The organism is Microbacterium sp. UBA837 (assembly GCF_002296025.1).
In the GTDB taxonomy this organism is placed as follows: Bacteria; Actinomycetota; Actinomycetes; order Actinomycetales; family Microbacteriaceae; genus Microbacterium.
Map to the genome: position 1 here is coordinate 1 of NZ_DBHD01000113.1, position 18,609 is coordinate 18,609.

At 66.3% G+C, this 18,609-nt stretch carries 18 protein-coding genes; 9 read left to right on the plus strand and 9 right to left on the minus strand.

Translation table 11 applies throughout. The annotated features are described in order from the left end of the window. Positions 1-416: Lrp/AsnC family transcriptional regulator (locus tag B3587_RS08560; protein WP_292727863.1), on the minus strand; the 416-nt coding region annotated here is incomplete at its 3' end. 177 nt (positions 417-593) lie between these two features. Between B3587_RS08560 and ald the strand changes: the two genes are divergently transcribed. Beyond that, positions 594-1,679 (plus strand): alanine dehydrogenase, encoded by a 1,086-nt coding sequence (ald, locus tag B3587_RS08565; protein ID WP_292727865.1) that lies wholly within the window; start codon positions 594-596, stop codon positions 1,677-1,679. Between the two features lie 79 nt (positions 1,680-1,758). Next, complete coding sequence (locus B3587_RS08570) at positions 1,759-3,867, plus strand: heavy metal translocating P-type ATPase (RefSeq protein WP_292727867.1); 2,109 nt, start codon at positions 1,759-1,761, stop codon at positions 3,865-3,867. 8 nt (positions 3,868-3,875) lie between these two features. Here the strand turns inward: B3587_RS08570 and B3587_RS15855 are convergent, their stop codons facing one another. Beyond that, a complete protein-coding gene (locus B3587_RS15855; RefSeq protein WP_348681278.1) occupies positions 3,876-4,802 on the minus strand; it encodes a DUF1990 family protein in 927 nt (308 codons plus the stop codon). A 72-nt stretch (positions 4,803-4,874) separates the two neighbouring features. Between B3587_RS15855 and B3587_RS08585 the strand changes: the two genes are divergently transcribed. Further along, on the plus strand, positions 4,875-5,720 hold the full coding sequence (locus B3587_RS08585; RefSeq protein WP_292727868.1) for an LLM class F420-dependent oxidoreductase: 846 nt from the start codon (positions 4,875-4,877) through the stop codon (positions 5,718-5,720). On the opposite strand, the gene B3587_RS08590 is transcribed toward B3587_RS08585, so the two are convergent. Further along, positions 5,707-6,831 (minus strand): hypothetical protein, encoded by a 1,125-nt coding sequence (locus tag B3587_RS08590; protein WP_292727869.1) that lies wholly within the window; start codon positions 6,829-6,831, stop codon positions 5,707-5,709. The genes B3587_RS08585 and B3587_RS08590 overlap by 14 nt on opposite strands. Before the next feature lie 123 nt (positions 6,832-6,954). Here B3587_RS08590 and B3587_RS08595 point away from each other — a divergent pair, with 123 nt between their 5' ends. Genes B3587_RS08595 through B3587_RS08605 form a run of 3 tightly spaced genes read left to right on the plus strand, consistent with a single transcriptional unit; the run spans position 6,955 to position 8,461 of the window. Beyond that, positions 6,955-7,413: a DUF2975 domain-containing protein gene (locus tag B3587_RS08595; RefSeq protein ID WP_292727870.1), complete on the plus strand. Its 459-nt coding sequence runs from the start codon at positions 6,955-6,957 to the stop codon at positions 7,411-7,413. Further along, the gene (locus B3587_RS08600) at positions 7,413-7,643 is read left to right on the plus strand and encodes a helix-turn-helix domain-containing protein (protein ID WP_292727872.1); all 231 of its coding nucleotides are present in this window, start codon (positions 7,413-7,415) and stop codon (positions 7,641-7,643) included. Before B3587_RS08595 ends, B3587_RS08600 begins: the two co-directional genes overlap by 1 nt. Further along, positions 7,640-8,461 (plus strand): hypothetical protein, encoded by an 822-nt coding sequence (locus tag B3587_RS08605; RefSeq protein WP_292727874.1) that lies wholly within the window; start codon positions 7,640-7,642, stop codon positions 8,459-8,461. Before B3587_RS08600 ends, B3587_RS08605 begins: the two co-directional genes overlap by 4 nt. On the opposite strand, the gene B3587_RS08610 is transcribed toward B3587_RS08605, so the two are convergent. After that, the gene (locus tag B3587_RS08610) at positions 8,451-8,810 is read right to left on the minus strand and encodes a nuclear transport factor 2 family protein (protein ID WP_292727876.1); all 360 of its coding nucleotides are present in this window, start codon (positions 8,808-8,810) and stop codon (positions 8,451-8,453) included. The genes B3587_RS08605 and B3587_RS08610 overlap by 11 nt on opposite strands. Before the next feature lie 284 nt (positions 8,811-9,094). Here B3587_RS08610 and B3587_RS08615 point away from each other — a divergent pair, with 284 nt between their 5' ends. After that, the gene (locus B3587_RS08615; RefSeq protein ID WP_292727878.1) at positions 9,095-9,424 is read left to right on the plus strand and encodes a YciI family protein; all 330 of its coding nucleotides are present in this window, start codon (positions 9,095-9,097) and stop codon (positions 9,422-9,424) included. Beyond that, on the plus strand, positions 9,412-10,623 hold the full coding sequence (locus B3587_RS08620) for an RNA polymerase sigma factor (protein WP_292727880.1): 1,212 nt from the start codon (positions 9,412-9,414) through the stop codon (positions 10,621-10,623). The genes B3587_RS08615 and B3587_RS08620 overlap by 13 nt, the downstream gene beginning before the upstream one ends. A gap of 45 nt (positions 10,624-10,668) precedes the next feature. Here the strand turns inward: B3587_RS08620 and B3587_RS08625 are convergent, their stop codons facing one another. Genes B3587_RS08625 through B3587_RS08645 form a run of 5 tightly spaced genes read right to left on the minus strand, consistent with a single transcriptional unit; the run spans position 10,669 to position 16,753 of the window. Next, positions 10,669-12,600 (minus strand): glycoside hydrolase family 127 protein, encoded by a 1,932-nt coding sequence (locus B3587_RS08625; RefSeq protein ID WP_292727882.1) that lies wholly within the window; start codon positions 12,598-12,600, stop codon positions 10,669-10,671. 2 nt (positions 12,601-12,602) lie between these two features. After that, on the minus strand, positions 12,603-13,421 hold the full coding sequence (locus B3587_RS08630; protein WP_292727884.1) for a carbohydrate ABC transporter permease: 819 nt from the start codon (positions 13,419-13,421) through the stop codon (positions 12,603-12,605). Next, positions 13,418-14,386 (minus strand): carbohydrate ABC transporter permease, encoded by a 969-nt coding sequence (locus tag B3587_RS08635; RefSeq protein ID WP_292727887.1) that lies wholly within the window; start codon positions 14,384-14,386, stop codon positions 13,418-13,420. The genes B3587_RS08630 and B3587_RS08635 overlap by 4 nt, the downstream gene beginning before the upstream one ends. 53 nt (positions 14,387-14,439) lie before the next feature. Next, positions 14,440-15,693, minus strand: coding sequence for a sugar ABC transporter substrate-binding protein (locus tag B3587_RS08640; protein WP_292727889.1), 1,254 nt, complete (start codon positions 15,691-15,693; stop codon positions 14,440-14,442). 40 nt (positions 15,694-15,733) lie between these two features. Continuing rightward, a complete protein-coding gene (locus B3587_RS08645) occupies positions 15,734-16,753 on the minus strand; it encodes a LacI family DNA-binding transcriptional regulator (RefSeq protein ID WP_292727891.1) in 1,020 nt (339 codons plus the stop codon). Positions 16,754-16,867: 114 nt separating this feature from the next. Here B3587_RS08645 and B3587_RS08650 point away from each other — a divergent pair, with 114 nt between their 5' ends. Continuing rightward, the gene (locus B3587_RS08650; protein WP_292727893.1) at positions 16,868-18,580 is read left to right on the plus strand and encodes an amylo-alpha-1,6-glucosidase; all 1,713 of its coding nucleotides are present in this window, start codon (positions 16,868-16,870) and stop codon (positions 18,578-18,580) included. The last annotated feature ends 29 nt before the right edge of the window (positions 18,581-18,609 follow it).

Below are 18,609 nucleotides of genomic sequence, written 5' to 3' on the forward strand. Positions count from 1 at the left end.
CGGGTGGACGCCACACTGTGCCGGGCGGACAGGTGGTCGACAACGAAGCGCCGCACCGCCGACGAATCCTCGACAGCGATGTGGACCAGGAAGTCGTCAGCCCCGCCGAGAAAGAAGACCTGGATCACCTCGGGGATGCGTCGCACTTCCTGCGTGAAGGCACGGATACTCTCTTGGCGCGCACCGGGACGCAGCGTCACTCCGATGACGGCCTGGAGCCCTCGCCCCAGGGCACCCTGGTCGAGGGCTGCGTGAAAGCCCGTGATCACGCCGCGGTCTACGAGAGCGCGAAAGCGGGTGTGCGCGGTTGACGGTGCGAGGCCGATCGCATCAGCGAGCGCCGCGTTCGTCATGCGGCCATCGGCTGACAGCAGCTCGACGATGCGTTCGTCGACGGGGTCGAGGTCCTTCTCCATACCGAATATTCTTCGCCATTCGAGCACCAGCGCCAACTCTTCTTCACGACAACGCGCCCGTATGCGCGGTTCTAGGCTCGATTTCTTCGTTCTGAAACATAAAGAGCAGAAGATCGTGCGATTCTCGGTTTCGACGGCGAGCTGTATGGCCGCGCTCAAGGAAGAACGGAGAAACCCATGCGGATCGGCGTACCCACCGAGATCAAGAACAACGAGAACCGCGTCGCCATGACGCCGGCAGCAGTGGACGCCCTCGTTCGCCGAGGCCACACCGTGACGGTGCAGCGCGGCGCGGGCCTCGGTAGCGCGTTCACGGATGACGCGTATCGCGCCGCGGGCGCACAGATCGCCGACACCGCCGAAGAGACCTGGGGCGGCGCCGAGATGGTCGTCAAGGTCAAGGAGCCGATCGCCCCCGAATACGGGCTGCTGCGCGAAGACCTCACCCTTTTCACCTACCTGCACCTCGCCGCCGACCGGCCGCTGACCGACGCCCTCATGAGCGCTGGAACTACCGCGATCGCCTACGAGACCGTGCAGACCGTCGACCGCGCGCTGCCGCTGCTCGCTCCGATGAGCGAGGTAGCCGGGCGCCTGTCCATCACGGTTGGCGCGAACGCCCTCATGAGCCCCGCGGGCGGGCGAGGGATGCTGCTCGGCGGCGTGCCCGGCACACCCAAGGCCAAGGTCGTCGTGATCGGTGGCGGTGTGGCGGGCGAGCACGCAACGGCGAACGCGCTCGGCTTGGGTGCGAACGTCACCGTGATCGACATCTCGCTGCCCAAGCTCCGCGCCCTGGAGGCTCGCTTCGGCGGAGCCATCCAGACCCGCGCCTCGACCCGGTACGAGATCGCCGAACAGCTGGCCGATGCCGACCTCGTCATCGGCTCGGTGCTGATTCCCGGAGCCGCAGCCCCCAAGCTCGTCACCGACGAGATGGTCGCCGGCATGAAGCCCGGCTCCGTCCTCGTTGACATCGCGATCGATCAGGGCGGATGCTTCGAAGGCTCACACCCGACGACCCACGACAACCCCACTTTTGCCGTGCACCAGTCGCTGTACTACTGCGTGGCGAACATGCCGGGGGCTGCACCCCACACCTCCACACGCGCGCTCGGCAACGCGACCCTCCCATACATCGCGACGATCGCTGACCACGGCTGGGATGCGGCATCCGAGGCTGACCCGGCACTCGCGCGTGGACTCAACGTGCGGGGTGGCGTCGTGGTAAACGAGGGAGTGCGCGCCGCCTTCGGTATGTGATCCCTCCTGGGCCGGAATACCCTCCGGGGGTATCCTCGTTGTGGTCGAGAGTACGCCGACGACCCAAGGAGTGACGGCCATGAGCGGTTCGCACGAGCACCACCACACGGCAGCGACAGGGCGCGTCGAGCACGATGAGCACGCGCAGCACGAGAGCCACGAGAACCGCGAACGCCATGGATCGCACGATGCTCACAGCGGACACACTGGCCACGGGGATCACGTCGCGCAGTTTCGTCGACTCTTCTGGATCAACCTCGTCATAGCGATTCCGGTCGTCGCCTCATCACCCATGTTCGCGATGATCCTCGGCTACGCAGTGCCGGACTGGGCGCTGGTCGTCGCGCCGGTCCTGGGTACCGTCATGTACGCCTGGGGCGGCTGGCCGTTCCTCAGCGGAGCGATCTCGGAACTGCGCTCGCGCACGCCGGGGATGATGCTCCTGATCGGACTGGCCATCACGGTCGCCTTCTTCGCCTCCTGGGGGGCGACTCTCGGCATCCTGGACCATGCCCTCGAGTTCTGGTGGGAGCTGGCGCTGCTCATCGTGATCATGCTGCTCGGCCACTGGATCGAGATGCGCTCACTTGCGCAAACCACGTCAGCACTCGACTCACTCGCCGCGCTCCTCCCCGACGAAGCAGAACGCGTGGAGGGAGACCAGATCGTCACCGTCTCCCCCGCCGATCTGCGCGTGGGTGATGTCGTCGTGGTGCGACCCGGCTCGAACGTTCCGGCAGATGGAGTGGTCATCGATGGCCATGCCGACATGGACGAGTCGATGGTCACCGGAGAGTCCCGTCCTGTCCCTCGCGGCGTCGGCGACACCGTCACCGCCGGTACCGTGGCCGTCGACTCCGGTCTTCGCATCGAGGTCACCGCGACAGGCGACGACACGGCATTGGCTGGCATCCAGCGCCTTGTTGCGGATGCGCAAAACTCGACATCCCGCGCACAGCGGCTCGCCGATCGCGCCGCGGCCCTGCTGTTCTGGTTCGCGCTCGGCTCTGCGGTCATCACCGCCGTGGTCTGGACACTCATCGGCGACGCCGACTCAGCGGTGATCAGATCGATCACCGTGCTCGTGATCGCCTGCCCACACGCGCTGGGCCTCGCGATCCCACTCGTCGTCTCGATCGCCACCGAGCGGGCCGCGCGGGCCGGCATCCTGGTGAAGGATCGGCTGGCGCTAGAGAGCATGCGTACCGTCGACACCGTGATGTTCGACAAGACCGGCACGCTCACCGAAGGCGCCCCTGCGGTGACGGCGATTGAGACCGCGAGCGCGTGGCACGACAACGACGTGCTCGCCCTCGCTGCCGCCGCCGAAAACGTGAGCGAGCACCCGCTGGCAGCGGCCATCGTGCGCGCGGCGGCCGAGCGGGGCATCCGTGTCCCCCAGGCGACCGACTTCTCGTCCTCCCCCGCCGTCGGCGTCACTGCAACGGTCGACGGACACGAGATCCGCGTCGGCGGGCCCCGGATGCTGGAGCAGCTGGGCGCCGATGAGGTCGAAGCCGCCGCATCCTGGCACGACAAGGGAGCCATCATCCTGCACGTCGCGCGCGACGGGCAGGTCATCGGCGGGCTGGCACTGTCCGATCGGGTGCGGCCGGAGTCCCGCAAGGCCGTCGATGCGCTGCACAGGCTGGGCATCACGGTCGTCATGATCACCGGGGATGCCGAGAGCGTCGCCGCATCCGTTGCCGACGACCTCGGCATCGACCGGGTGTTCGCCGGCGTGCGCCCCGAAGACAAGGCTGCGAAGGTACGTGAACTTCAGTGGGAGGGCAAGCGGGTCGCGATGGTCGGCGACGGCGTCAACGACGCTCCGGCCCTCGCACAGGCCGACGTCGGCATCGCGATCGGTGCGGGCACGGATGTCGCGATCGCCTCGGCCGGAGTGATCCTCGCGACATCCGACCCACGCTCAGTACTCTCGGTGATCGAGCTGTCGCGCCGGACGTATCGGAAGATGACGCAGAACCTGTGGTGGGCGGGCGGGTACAACCTCATCTCGGTGCCGCTGGCCGCCGGCATCCTGGCCCCGATCGGCTTCGTGCTGCCGATGTCGGTCGGTGCGATCCTGATGTCGCTGTCCACCGTCGTCGTCGCTCTCAATGCCCAGCTGCTGCGACGCATCGATCTGGACCCCGCTTCCGCGGTTCGAGCTGCGCTGCGTCGGTAGGCGCGGGCTCAGCGCAGCGCGCTCTGATACCGCCTCCGGACAATCATCTGCGCCACCCGCAGCACGGGGTACGCGAAACGCCAGACGCCGCGGCTCGCGGGCGCCGCGAGTGACCGGATGCTGAGGAAGACATCCTCACCCTCGCGGTGGACGATGAACGCCTCCTCGCCGCGAACGGGATGACCCGGCAGAGCCACATATGAGAAGCCGACCCGATCGGGTTCACGGATGACGCTGCGGACTTCGACCGGCTCTCGGATCGACAGGGGACCGATCGCTGCGGTGATCTGCAGCCGCTCCCCGGGGATCACCTCGTGCGCATCAGAGATTCGGAATCCGCTCCGCGTCTTCACGCCCCAGCGGAGCACCTCGCGGCTCGCGAACTCCCACACCGCCTCGCCTCGACCGAGGTGGGTTGCGCTCTCGACAGCGCGGTACGGCGAAGACTCGCCCGGCTCCCAGGCGGCAGCACCGGGATCGGTCGTCGGGCCCAGGCCGAGCCGGTCGAGCAGATGTGCGTTGCGCACACGGATGAGTCGCCGCAGGTAGGGTACAAGCACAGCACGTTCGGCGAGGATGCCGAAAATCGGCGAAGCGAGATCGATCGTGTCGGTCATGGTCGTCACGCCGGTGACGTCATCGAAGCGATGCTCGTGACGAAACCACCGGAACGGCCCACGCACCTGCTCATCGACGAACCGCGTTGGTCGGTCGAGCGCCGTGATCCGCGAGGTCATCGTGAACCAGATGCCGAAGTGGCGGGCTCGCCACGTGACCTCCTGACCGAGGTCGATGCGGCCCGAGACGACGCCCGAGATCGCCCGCTCGCCGGATTGCTCCATCGAGGCGACGTGAGCGTCGATGTCGAGCGAGACCTCGAAAAGCTCGTCGGCGGCCACCGCAGCGCGGGTGCGCACGACGAATCGACTGGTCACGGTTCGATCATGCCTGAGGGACGTGCCGCGCAGCCCCGGGCTGGACATCCACACGCCTGCGAGGATGGGGGAATGACGTGGACGGATCGGCTAGGTGAATTCGGGGTCTGGCGACGCAGCACCGACATCGAAGAAACGATGGCGGTGGAGATCGAGCGGCTCGGGTACGGCACGATCTGGCTCGGCGGATCTCCCGCCGCCGATCTCGTGGAAGCGGAGCGGCTGCTCGACACCACCGAGTCGATCGTGCTGGCCACCGGCATCGTGAACATCTGGATGTCGGATGCCACCGAACTCGCCGAGTCGTATCATCGCATCGTCGCGCGGCATCCCGACCGGCTCCTGCTCGGTATCGGCTCAGGTCACCGTGAACGCCAGCACGAACGCGCCCGGCCGCTGGAGGCGATGAGCAGCTATCTCGACCTGCTGGATGCCGAGGGCGTGCCTCGGGAAGACCGGCTACTCTCCGCGCTCGGGCCCCGGATGCTCGAACTCGCCCGCACCCGCAGTGCGGGGACGCATCCCTACCTCACACTGCCCGCGCAGACCGCCGAAGCCCGCGAGACGCTGGGGGACGGGGTCCTTGTCGCGCCGGAGCAAACCGTCGTACTCGATACCGACCCGGTGTCCGCACGCAAGGCCGCACGCGCGTTCCTCACGCCGTATCTCGGCCTGAACAACTACACCAACACCATGAAGCGAGGCGGGTTCAGCGATGATGACGTTCAGGGATCGGGATCCGACGACCTGGTAGATCGCATTGTGGTCCATGGAGACGCCGCGACCCTTCTCGATGGGCTCCGCGCTCATCTGGATGCCGGTGCCGACCACGTCTGCGTCCAGGGTGTACCGAGCGACTCAGCGCTCGAGGTGTATCGCGCTGTGGCACCGAACCGGGGTGCGGTCACGCGCTCCTGAGCGGGCCGGCAGCATCGTCGCTGGCTCCAGCTGCATTCCGGCGCGGCTCACAGGGGTGCTCGCGCCTCAACCCGCGACCGTAGGCCGCGCCCAGCAGACCTGCGGCGACGAACGTGCCGGCGGAGACCCCGAGGCTTGACAGGCTGGCGAAGATCATCGCACCGATCGCGAGACCCAACATCCACCCGGTACCCGAGAGGCGGGCGAGCAGAGCGACTAGCCCGAAGACCAGTCCTGCCGCCGCCACGGCTGCGGCGGGTCCCACGGCGAGATACCAGTAGTGGAGCGAGTCGATGCCGGGCGGCGTTGACGACACAAGCGCACCCGAGGCGTACCACGTCCATCCGAGCACCCACGCGACGCTCGCCACGGCGAGAAGAGCGAGCACGAGCCGAGCCAGAACGTCTCGAACGACCAGGTGTGCGATCCCGGCGCCGACAACGGCGAACACAAAGGGACCGCAGCTCAGGATGATTCCGGGAATCAGGTAGCTGATGCCGTCCGCGCACACCCACGACCCGTTCGCCTCGACCTGAGAAACAGCAACCTCGAAGTGGATGCCGCACTGCACATGCAACTGAGCTCGGAGCAGGAATATCGAGCTCGCGCCGCCGATGGGAATGAGCATGGCTGCTCCCAGCGGCCACAAACCGATACCGCTGGGAATGTGATCGCGCCGCGCCGGCTGAGGCAAGGTCGGAGCCCGCCATTCGGCGGCAAGCGCTAGACCGAGTGCGACGATCGCCGCGACGACCCCCGCGAGCGCGGCGATCCACAGCACCCCCCGAAGAAACAGCATCCACAGCAGCGCCAGCGACACCATCGCCGTGGCGACGGATGCGGTCAGCGTCGCGGCGGCGACGCGAACGTGGGGCGACGGTGACACGTAGGTGTTCATCCCAGCCAAGACCGCCAAGCTGAGGCCGGCGGCGATCGCGGCCGTCACGACGCCAGCGACGCCGAAGGTCAGTGCAACACCCCACGGTGCCGCTGACCCCACGATCTGAACGACCATCAGGCCAAGCACCGCACCCACGACAGTGCCGACGATGAGTGCTGGCCACGTCGCGCGCGAGTACGCCGACCGCAGCCTCTCGGCATTCGTAGCCATAGCATCCCGCCTTCTCCCGCACCGAGTTCCGTGGACCTCGGTCGAGCAGCTAAGCTACTATCGTTTTTCGATAGATTGCAACCGATAAACGATAGGACAACGCGGATGCGGAACGTGGTGATTGTGGCGGCCAAAGCCCTGATCGTGGTGTTGTTCGCCGCGATCGTGTTCGTGCAGGTGGCTTACGTTCCCGCCAACGCCAGGAGCTTCGCACAGGCCGCGCCCGAGTTTGCAGCCCTCGAGCTTCCCGGCATGCTCTTGGTTGACGCGCTCCTGCTGTGCGGTCAGGTCGTGCTGGTCTGCGTGTGGGCCCTTCTGTCGCTCGCTGCGGAGGACCGTATCTTCGACAACGCCGCGTTTCGGTGGGTCGACATCATCATCGGCAGTATTGTCGTCGCCGGCTTGCTGATCGTCGCCGGCCTCGTTGTGCTCGATGCAGCGAGCGCTGGTGGGCCTTTCACGGCGCTCGTTGGACTGATCTCACTCATCTGTGCCGCGGGTCTTGCCCTCGTGGTTGTCGTGATGCGCGGCCTACTTCGCCAGGCCACGCAACTGCGCCAGGACCTGTCTGAGGTCGTCTGATGGCCATCGTGATCGATCTCGACGTCCAACTCGCGAAGAAGAAGATGAGCGTTTCAGAGCTCGCCGCCGCCATCGACATCACCCCCGTCAACGTGTCGGTCCTCAAGAACGGTCGAGCCAAGGCCGTGCGCTTTTCCACACTCGATGCCATTTGCCGCGTGCTGGAGTGCCAACCCGGCGACATCCTGCGGTGGGAGCCCGATGCGACCAACGTCAGCGGCGGCGAGTGAGGAGCACCACCCCACGCGTCGCTACGCGGGCGATCAAAGCGCTCGCGATCCTTACTCTCGTCATCGGCACAATCGTGCTGTGCGGAGCCACCGTTCTGTTCGTGATGCTGAGCGGCGACATCGGCTACGACAAACCGGTGACAGCGGCTGGCTGGCTGGAAGAGATCGCCGAGGCCGCGTCAGCCAAGAGCGCAGCGCCAGCGATCCTGAGCATGACCCTCATCGTGGTGTGCGTCATCATCGCCATCACCATCTGGAGGCGATCCGTTGAGTGGTTGGCAGCCGGCCTCGTGTGTGGTGTGCTCCTCTCGGGGTCGCTCGTGATCGTCGCGTGGGGAGACGACAACGTCGACAGGCTCACCGAGATGGCCACATCCGCGATCGGGAACACTCCCGCGATCCTGCCTCCGGGAGGAACGACACCAGCACCGGATCCGCTGACTGTCACGCAGGCGCGGGACGAGACCACGCGGATGCTGCGCGCCACGATCGAGGCGAGCGCGCCGCCTCTTCGGACACCCGAGGACGTCCCCGTTACTGTCCACCAAACGCCTGTCTCGGCAGTTCCCTGCGGTGAGGCCGGAGCTCGGCTGACCGTTGACCTCGCCTTCAGTACGGGCGATAACGCCGCCTCGCTGACGCACATCCTCGCCGCATGGGACACCGCTGGCTACCTGCCCGACCGTGCGATGCAGGTGGATCTCCGCTACAGCACTGCGCTGCCTATCGAACGAATGAGCATCCGTGACAGCACGTCGGTCGACGGGATGATTCACCTCACGCTGGAATCGGCGTGCGCCGTCGCGGCTACGCCGTGAAGCTCTTGCCGGGCCAGTAGGCCCACTCGACGAAATGCTCGACTCGCCCGTCGGGCGCGAAGTCTAGTTCCCAGAGGTCGAGGTACTCCTGGTCGGGTTCCCGGTAAGTGACCCGAACGCGAACGACCGCGTGGAAACCATCCAGTGTGACCGACTCAAGGTCCATCTCGAACGGGCGCGGATCGTTCCAGAATGCCTCGATGGCATCGTGCCCGACCAGCGGCGCTTCGTAGGGCGATGTGAGGTAGTGCGCGTCTTCGGTGAAAAGATCGCGCACCGCTGGCGCATTGCAGTCACGCCAGGCTCTCTCGTATTCCGTAACCCACCGCCCGACGGCATTCGTATCCATGGCTCCCACATTCGCACGCGGTCCCGACAACGAAAAGTATGTGGCCGGTCGAATCTGCGCGGTGTCGTTCGTCGTGAGGGCAAGGAGGACCCCGCCAGGATCCTCATCGGAAGGAGATCGCCATGGACGAGAACGACACCGCCGAGGAGCAGCAGGATAATCGCGAACTCAGCTGGATCGACCGCATTCCCGCGGCGCTGGGAATTCGGCTGCTGTGAGTGTCGAATTGCGATTCCGCCGTTCGTCGCACTGTCGTAGCGTTTCACCAACGAAGGGATAGTCCCGTGGAATACATGATGTTCGTCGCCACCGACCCCGAGGCCGAGCCGTATGACAAGGACCATGACAACATCGAAGACTGGATCACCGACGTAGAAGCGCGGGGAGCTCATGTGCGCGGCGACCGCCTGCGACCGGTCGAGGATGCCACGCTCGTCCGCGTGCGAAATGGCGAGGTGCTCGTCACCGACGGGCCGTTCACCGAGTCGAAGGAGTGGATCGCCGGCTACGACGTGATTGAGGCAGCGGACCTCGATGAGGCGATCGAGATCGCGTCGAAGCATCCGATGGCGCGATTCGGACGCATCGAACTGCGGCCGGTGTGGCCGCTCTAAACGCGACACGCGAAGCTGTCGCCGAGGCGCACGGGTCGGAGTGGGCACGCGTGGTGTCCACCCTGATCCGCGTGACCGGCGACTGGTCGCTCGCAGAAGACTGCGCCGCCGAAGCGTTCGAATCGGCGCTCACGGTCTGGGAGCGCGATGGCGTGCCGCGCAATCCCGGAGCATGGCTTACGACGGTGGCGAAGAACCGTGCGCTTGACGGATTGCGTCGCGCCGCCGTGCTCGACCGCAAGCTGAAGGAGGTCGCGGCCATGACCGAACTTGAACACCTCGACCCCGAACGTCCCGACTTTCCCGACGACCGCCTGCGCCTCATCTTCACGTGCTGCCATCCGGCACTCCCCCTCGAGTCCCGCGTCGCGCTCACCCTGCGCACCGTCGGCGGGCTCACCACCGAGCAGATCGCGCGGGCCTTTCTCGTGTCGGCGTCGACCATCGCCCAGCGCATCGTTCGCGCCAAACGCAAGATCACCGAGGCGGGGATTCCCTATCGTGCGCCCGACGCGGAGCTACTGCCCGAACGCCTCGGCGGAGTGCTGGCCGTGCTCTATCTCGCCTTCAACGAGGGGTACACGACGCGCAGCGAGGTCGCCGACGAAGCCATTCGGGTCACCCGCGCTCTCACACAGCTTCTGCCCACTGAACCCGAAGTGCTCGGGTTACTCGCTCTCATGCTCTTCCAGCACTCTCGCCGCCACACGCGCGAACGGGGCGGGATGCTTCTCACGCTCGAGGAGCAGGACCGAGCACTGTGGGATGCCGAGGCGATCGACGGGGCCCGCACGCTGCTGGCTCGAGCAGCCCGTTTTCGGCGCCCCGGCCCGTACCAGCTGCAGGCCGCGATCGCCGCCGCCCATGCGACAGCGCCAACAGCGGATGCGCCCGACTGGCAGGTCATCGTGGGTCTCTACGACCGTCTCCTCACGCACGCCCCCTCCCCCGTCGTCGCCCTCAATCGGGCGATCGCGCTGGGGATGGCGGAGGGTCCAGCTGCCGGGCTCGCAGCGCTCGACGACGTGGCCGACGCACTGGGTGATTACCGCCTGCTGCCCGCGGCGCGCGCCGACCTCCTTCGGCGAGCCGGGCGGTGGCCCGAAGCAGCAGTGCAGTATGCCGCGGCGATCGCGGTGGCATCCGGAGACGCAGAGCGACGCGCGCTGCAGCGGATGCTCGATTCCGTCACGGACTAGCTCGCGGCGCCTGCAGAGCCGCGACGGTCGTGCGAGATGGTGACCTCAGGAGAGTTCCGGCACGAACACGCGCATCGTTGACGGGCCCCGCTCTGCCCACCGGTGGTACGGCACGAGACGGACGGGATGCGTACTCGTCGGGGCGGGCGCAGCGACTGAGTCCACGTAGGGCATCACGCCGGCCACCGGGAGCGGTGTCACTGCCACCTCGATCGCCGCACCATCGCCGTCGGGGATCGGTGATGAGCTCGTGTTCACCCTGAGGGTGTCCAGGCTGACGCCGGCGGGCAGGTCGGTGGATTCCGCGCACAGAACGAGCGGTCCCCGTTCGACCGCCACCGCGCCCCGGACGGCGTCGATTCGCGGATCCGGCCATGTGAACCGCGGTGCGGTCGGCAGCTCGAGGACGATCTCGTCGCCTGGCAGGAAGGTATCGGTGAGGTCCCACCAACCCGGCGGCGCCGCAGAGCTGTCCCCGCCGCGGACCACAACAGTGGCGTCCGAAGCCCACGGGGGAATGCGCAACCGCAGACGCGCCGGGTGCGCGGGCGCTGCGTCGAAACGCACGACGATCCGACCCGCATCGGGGTACGCAGTGTCGATCGTCAGCGCGAAACCGCCGATGCGGATGCTGCCCGCTGCGTACTGCAAAACGGCGATGCCCTCGGCATCCTGCGCAGCCACATACGCGCCGAGAGATGCGAGTGTTCGTGCCACGTTCGTCGGGCAGCACGAGACCTCGAACCACGGCGCACGCACGCCGCCCTCGGCCCGCGTGTTGACGCCGTCGAGCGCCTCCGCGGCCGCTTCGCGCTGGTGCAGTGGATTCGCATAGAAGAAGGAGCGTCCGTCCGCGCTCGGCGACGTGGCGACGACGTTGAAGAGCGTACGTTCGATGAGATCCGGATACCGCACATCGCCGGTTGCCAGATACAGGCGCCACGCGAACATGACCGATGCCACTCCCGCGCAGGTCTCGCAGTAGGCGCGGTCGGCGGGCAGTTCGAAGTCCTCACCGAACCCCTCGTCCTGGTGACGTGAGCCCATTCCGCCGGTGAGATACGTGCGCCGGGCGACGGTCCGTTCCCATTGCGCCGCGAGGGCTGCCAACAGTTCTGCGTCCTCGGTGTCGACGGCAACATCCACCGCGCCCGCGCTCAGGTACAGCGCTCGCACGGCGTGGCCCCGGAGCACGTCAGCCTCGCGAACCGGGCGATCGTCCTGGAAGTACTCGACCGACTGCAGCGGCGGTACCGGGAGCGTGCCACGGCCACGCCGCTTCACGAACAGGCGTGCCTGCTCGAGGTAACGGCGCTCGCCGAGGGCGCGCCCCGCCTCGGCGAGCGCCAGCTCGATCTCGGGATGCCCGCAGACGGCATCCCGCCCGGAGTCCCCGAATTCTGTGCAGATGTGGTCGGCGACGCGCCGCGCGATCTGCACGATGGCGTCCCCGGGTCTGCCGGTCCTCACACGCGCGACGGCGGCCTGCAACAGATGGCCCATCGTGTAGAGCTCGTGCCCCATCGCGAGGTCCGAGTAGCGAGGAGGAAGCCCAGGATGCCCGAACGCCGTGCTCAGATAGCCGTCGGCATCCTGCGCCGCACCGACGCGACTCACGAGCGCGTCGAAGGTCGCGGACAGTTCAGCATCGTCTCGTCGTCCGAGCTCCCACGCCATCCCTTCGAGTAGCTTGTACACCTCAGAGTCGGAGAACTGCCACCCTGGCCGATCGATGATCGTCTCGCCGCGCGCGACATGATCGAAGTTCGACAGCCACCCGAGCCGTTCCATCCAGTCCAGGCAATGTCCGAATGTCGCGGCGGCATTGACCGCCTGGCGCCGACCCCAGAAGCCCTCGGGATCGAAATCGACATCGCTGACTGAAACTCCCCGCAGCGGGCCGTGAGCCGGCGCGACCGGAACAGCTCCCTCGCGCACGGATGCCGCAGCGACCGGAGAAGAGGGCGAAAGCGTCACAGTCAGTCCTTCACTGCGCCGGCGGTGACACCGGCGGCGACATAACGTTGCGCAACCACGAGAAGGATCGCTGCGGGGATGGATGCCACGACCGCGGTCGCCATGATCGCGTTCCACTGGGTCGTGTTGTTGCCGATGTAGGCATAGATCCCGAGCGTGATCGGGCGTAGCGGGGAGTTGCGCGCGAGAGTCGAAGCGAAGACGAAGTCCGACCACGCCCACAGGAACGCGAACAGCGCGACGGTCAGCGCGGAGTTGCGGCTCAGGGGCAGGACGACGGAGATGAACACACGCCAGGCACCGGCCCCGTCGATCCGAGCCGCCTGCAGGAGTTCGCGCGGAATTCCGCTCATGAACGCCGTGAACAGCAGCACACCAAAGGGCACGGCGATCGTGGAGTCGGCGAGGATGAGCCCTGCGACCGAATTCAGGAGCCCGAGCCGAACGTAGATCGCGTAGAAGCCCATCGCCATCACAACGGCGGGGATCATCTGCGCAACCAGCAGAAGAAAGTTCAGGGAACGACCGGCCCGCAGATTCAGCAGCGAGATCGCATAGGCGGCGGGGGCGGCGATCACGAGGGTGAGTGCGACACATCCGAGTCCGATGATCAGGCTCGTGCCAAGATTCGGGAGCTGCTGGCGCAGGACGTCGGCGTACCCCTCAAAGGTCGGATCGATGGGGAACACATGCGGCGGGCTCAGCCGCAGGTCACTCGTCTTCGTGAGTGACACATTGATCATCCAGTACACGGGGAAGAGCATGAGGGCCGTGAACAGGATGCCGAGGGCGGTCTTCCACCAGGCGCGGCGAGCGTTCATGAGTTCTCCTGACGACGCTGCACGCGCAGGTAGAAGAACCCGAAGATCAGCGCAATGACGATGAGGATGTTGCCGACGGCGGCCGCAGGCGAGAGGTCGGGTTGTCCCGTTCCGAACGCTTCCCGGTACGACCAGATCGCGAGCGTCGTTGTGGCGTTCGCAGGTCCACCCGCCGTCATGATCCAGATGATGTCGACGACCTTCAGCGTGTAGACGAGGCCGAGCAGCAGCGTGATGGCGGAGACAGGACGCAGGAGCGGGAAGGTGATACTCCAGAATTGACGCCACGGGCCCGCCCCATCGAGGGCGGCCGCTTCGTACAGATCGCTCGGAATGTTCTGGAGCCCGGAGTAGAGGATCACAAGGTTGAACGGGATGCCGAGCCAGATGTTGGCAATGACCACAGCGACCATGGCGGTATCAGGCGAGGTCAGCCAATTAATCTGACCGACTCCGAAAGCCTGCAACGCCGCGTTGACGATGCCGTTGTCGCTGTTGAGCATCCACGACCAGGTTGATCCCGACACGATCAGCGGCAGGAGCCAGGGCACGAGGAATAGTGCCCGCAAGGCGCCGGAGAGGCGGAAGTTGTTGCGGAAGAACACTGCGAGCGCCAGCCCGATCGCATACTGAAACACGATCGAGACAAGAACGAAGATTGCCGTGTTCAGCAGTGCCTGACCGAACAGAGGCGACGTGACGACATCGACGTAGTTCTGCAGGCCGACGAACTCGGCGTTGCCCTGGACGAAGGCGCGAACGGTGTAGTCGTGAACGCTCAGGTCGATGCTACGGATTAGCGGGTAGGCATAGAACGCGACGAGGTAGACCAGGAGCGGCGCCGCGAAGCCGACAGCGATCCAGCGCGACCCCTGCAAGCGGGCGGCGCGGCGGCGCTCGGGCGGCAGCGACACCGTAACCGTGTCGCTGTGCTGCTCGGGCGACAGCGTCGAAGAAAGGGTCATGGTGGTCCTTGAACGAGGTGCCCGGGGCGGGCGCACCCGCCCCGGGCGAGGTGTCACTTGCCGGTTTCCGCAGCCGCTGCCGCTTGGGCTGCCGCGAGCGCCTCTTCAGGCGTCGATGCGCCAGACAGCGCGCTCTGAACCGCCGTCCACAACTGCTCGGAGATCAGCGGGTAGTCCGTACCCAGGTTGTCGCTGGTGCGCCCCTTGGCGGCCTGCACAGCCGAGACCCATGTCTCGAGCTCGGGGTGCTCTTCCAGCAGCGCCTGCTGGCCGGCATCCGTCGGCGGGATGTAGTACGCGAACGTGTTCGCGGTCTCGACGAAGCCCTCCGGCGTGGTCATGCACTCGATGATCGCCTTGGTCGTCTCGTAGCGAGCGGTGTCCTGCTGAACGGGGGCGATGATGAACTCGCCGCCGGTGGGCGCCGGCGCTACGCCGCCATCCATCGCCGGAAGTTCGATAACGCCCGTCGGGAAGTCAGCCTCGGCTGCGCTGTTGACCTGCCACGTGCCGTTCTCAGCGAAGCCGAAGTCCCCGGTGAGGAACTCTTCCCAGACCGTGTTCTGGGAGTTGGTGATCACCGAATTGGGTGCGTAGCCATCGTTCACCCAGTCAGTCCACAGCTGCAAGGCGGCCACGGCCTCGGGGGAATCGAGTTCCGTGAGGTCGGCGCCGGCACCCCAGAACCAGGGCAAGAACTGGAACGAACCCTCTTCGGTGTTGATACCGGCGAAGGTGATGCCCTTGTGTCCCGCCGCGGTCACAGCCGCCAGCGCGTCGGTCAGCGAGGCCCAGTCGGTGATGGATGCCGGATCTACGCCCGCGGCCGAGAGCACTTCCTCGTTGTAGTACAGCGCGAGCGTGTTCGCCCCGATCGGGATGCCGTAGGTCGCACCATCGAGCTCTCCCGCTGCCAGCAGGTTCGCGTCGATGTCGCTGGTGTCGAGGCCGAGCTCATCCATCGTGGTGAGCATGCCGGTCTCGGCAAGAGTCGAGACCGCAGGGTTGTCGAGCAGGATGACATCGGGCGATGTCCCCTCCTGCGCAGCCAGGAGAGCCTGGTTTGTGAGAGACGTCGTGTCGTAGGCGGTGCGTTCGATCGTGACGCCGGCTTCGGTGCCACACGCCTGCACGCGGTTGGCCCAGTCAGAGCCTTCCTCGTGCTGGGGGTACGGATCCCACCACGTGTATGTCGAGGCCGAGGCGGTCGATTCGCCGTCGCCCGAGCCGGAACATCCGGCCAGTGCGCCCACCGCGACGGCCGCGACGGCGACCGCGAGGGGCACCCGCAGCTTGCTGGTAATCATGGTTCCTCCTTGAACGTGCCCGATTGTCGGGCTCTTGGTGTCACTTGCGAGGGGGTGCGGCCAGAGAGCCGCGGTCGTCGATGATGGGCGCGATCAGGTCGACGACGTGGGTATCCGCACCGGCAGTGCCGTCGATGCGGGAGACGAGGTGTTCGACGGCGCGGCGACCAAGTAGGTCGGGGGCGCTGTCGATGGCGGAATACGGAAGTGAGAAGGTGCGAGCGAAGGTTTCGGAGTAGCGGCCGATGACCGACATCTCGGCGGGAACCGTCAGAGAGCGGGACTGCAGAACATTGGGGAGGGCTGCCGCGGCGGCTTCGTTGTTGAGCAACAGCCCGGTCGCGCCGGGGTGCGCGTCCAGGAACGCGTTAAGGTCGGCTCCGATGGCGGGTTGGCTCGACGCCGCGTAATAGTGATGGAGTTGTACTCCGAGTTCGCTCGCGCGGGCAGCGGCGGCATTGGCGAGGCGCCACACGTAGGCGCCGCCGCGCTCGACGACATGCTCGGGCTGCGAGACGAGAATGAGCTCCCGGTGCCCGAGGTCATGCATCCGCTGCACCATCAGTTCGCCCGCCGCGGCGAAGTCGAGATCGAACGCATCGATTCCCTCGGAATTGCCCGGAAGACCCACGAGTGCAGCGGGTTGAGGGGCTGCACGGAGCGGCTCGAGACGCTCATCGTTCTCGGCGACGTTCAAGAGGACGAAACCATCGGCCATGCGGGAATCCGAGATCCGACGCAGAGCCGAGACGCCGTCGCTATCGGAGACGAGGAGGGTGTCGAAACCCAGTTCCCGTGCGCGATCCGTGACCCCGAGGATGTACTGCAGCATCGCGGGAGCGAACTCGTCCTCGAAGAACTGGCCGAGCAAGGCGATCACATTCGTGCGTGAGGTCGCGAGGGCCCGCGCACCAGCATTGGGGGTGTATCCGAGCTCCGCGACGGCATCCGCGACTTTTTGGCGCACGGCGGGAGAGATGGTCCGCTTGCCGGAGAGAGCATAGGAAGCGGTGCTCCGCGACACTCCCGCTGCCCGAGCCACGTCGCCGATCGTGACCATGTGCGTCTCCTCGTTGATGACTATCGATCCGGTTCGATTCGAACCGGTTCGAATGTACAGTGGAGCCCAGTGATCCGCAAGTATCGGATCGATCACAATGATCGGAGTCTCTCGATGACGAGCCCCCTGCCCTCCTTCGATGTGCGCACGATCCCCTTCAGTCGCCGGGGCTCGTGGATGAATCTCTCCCCCGTCATCGCCGCCCATACGACCGTCGAGGATGTGCATCTCGTGTCGCATCGCACGGGGATGCATCCGGTCCTGCGCATTCGCCCCCAAGCAGGTCGGGGTGAGCAGGAGCCGAAGACTTTTACTACCCCCGCCTCACTCACGTGGACCGTCAACGATCTGCCCGTAGAGGCCGCATTCGAGAGCACCGACGCGATCCGTCTGCGCGGCACAGCTGGCACCACCGCGACCTTGACGGATGCCGCATCCGTCCTGACCCCGTTCACCGGAACCTACCTGTTCCGCGATGCGGTGGGCGCGGCGGTGTTCACGTCGTACGAGACCGGCTGCCGTTACCGCATCACTGCGTTGCGCGGGGAGCTCACCGTGACCGGCGCACAGGCGCTCGGGGGAGCTGAACGGTCGGTCACACTCTCAGGTCCCGATGGATGGGAAGCGGTGATCGAAGAGTTCGAGACATCACGCGCACCCTTTGCGTCCGGCCGCTCGTTCGATGAGGTCGTCGCCGTCGCCGTCGCAGACTTCTCTTCCTATGTCGACGCCATCGCCTCATGGCGGACGGATGCCACGCCCGCCGCCGAGCTTGCCTGTTATGTCCTCTGGTCGGCGACCGTGTTCCCCGCAGGATTCCTGGAGCGGGAGTCGGTCCTCATGTCCAAGCACTGGATGGACAAGGTGTGGAGCTGGGATCACTGCTTCAACGCGCTCGCTCTGGCTCCCGGTCTTCCGGATGCCGCGTGGGATCAGTTTCTCGCTCCGTTTGACCACCAAGACTCGACCGGTGCACTTCCCGACTCGATCGCCCACTCAGAGCGGCTCTACAACTTCGTCAAGCCCCCCATCCATGGATGGGCGCTGCGACGGCTACGCGCGGCGGGGCTCGAGCTGTCGCGGGACCAGCTCCGACACGGATACGAGAGACTCGCGGCGTGGACTCGGTTCTGGCTCACGCAGCGCGTTCATGCGGCATCGACCCTTCCCGTGTATCAGCACGGCAACGACAGCGGCTGGGATAACTCGACGATGTTCGATCGCGACCGAGTTGTTCATGCACCCGACCTCGCCGCCTTCCTCCTGATCCAACTCGACGTTCTCGCAGAACTCGCCCTCGAGGTCGGCGAAGCTACGGCGCCGTGGATCGATCAGCGCGATGCTGTGCGCGAGGCACTCATGTCTGAGCTCTGGCGCGGAGACGGCTTCGTCGCTCGGGGTGTTGCGGGCGGAGTCTCTGGCGGATCAGACAGCACGAGAACGAGCCTCCTCACCCTTCTCCCGCTTCTGGCAGGCGACCTCCTCAATACCGAAACCAGACTCGCGCTCGCGACGGCTGTTGAACCATTCCTCACCGAATGGGGCCCCGCCACAGAGCTGATCACCAGCGCGGAGTACGAGGCCGATGGCTACTGGCGGGGCCCCATCTGGGCTCCGTCGACGATCCTGATCGAAGACGGCCTGCGCCGCGCGGGCGCCGTGGCGACGGCGGATGAGGTCAGCTCCCGATTCCGGCGCCTGTGCGAGGCATCCGGGTTTGCGGAGAACTTTGACGCCCTCACCGGCGAGGGCCTCCGCGACCGCGCGTACACCTGGACAGCCGCCGCGTACCTCATCCTTGCGCGGGATGCGGTAGCCCGGGACTAAGGCAGCACGTTCGACACGGTGAGCCTCAA

Coding starts and splice junctions, on each gene's coding strand:
- ald (WP_292727865.1), top strand. CDS start 594: ATGCGGATCGGCGTACCCACCGAGATCAAGAACAACGAGAACCGCGTC.
- B3587_RS08570 (WP_292727867.1), top strand. CDS start 1,759: ATGAGCGGTTCGCACGAGCACCACCACACGGCAGCGACAGGGCGCGTC.
- B3587_RS08585 (WP_292727868.1), top strand. CDS start 4,875: ATGACGTGGACGGATCGGCTAGGTGAATTCGGGGTCTGGCGACGCAGC.
- B3587_RS08590 (WP_292727869.1), bottom strand. CDS start 6,831: ATGGCTACGAATGCCGAGAGGCTGCGGTCGGCGTACTCGCGCGCGACG.
- B3587_RS08600 (WP_292727872.1), top strand. CDS start 7,413: ATGGCCATCGTGATCGATCTCGACGTCCAACTCGCGAAGAAGAAGATG.
- B3587_RS08610 (WP_292727876.1), bottom strand. CDS start 8,810: ATGGATACGAATGCCGTCGGGCGGTGGGTTACGGAATACGAGAGAGCC.
- B3587_RS08630 (WP_292727884.1), bottom strand. CDS start 13,421: ATGAACGCTCGCCGCGCCTGGTGGAAGACCGCCCTCGGCATCCTGTTC.
- B3587_RS08635 (WP_292727887.1), bottom strand. CDS start 14,386: ATGACCCTTTCTTCGACGCTGTCGCCCGAGCAGCACAGCGACACGGTT.
- B3587_RS08640 (WP_292727889.1), bottom strand. CDS start 15,693: ATGATTACCAGCAAGCTGCGGGTGCCCCTCGCGGTCGCCGTCGCGGCC.
- B3587_RS08645 (WP_292727891.1), bottom strand. CDS start 16,753: ATGGTCACGATCGGCGACGTGGCTCGGGCAGCGGGAGTGTCGCGGAGC.
- B3587_RS08650 (WP_292727893.1), top strand. CDS start 16,868: ATGACGAGCCCCCTGCCCTCCTTCGATGTGCGCACGATCCCCTTCAGT.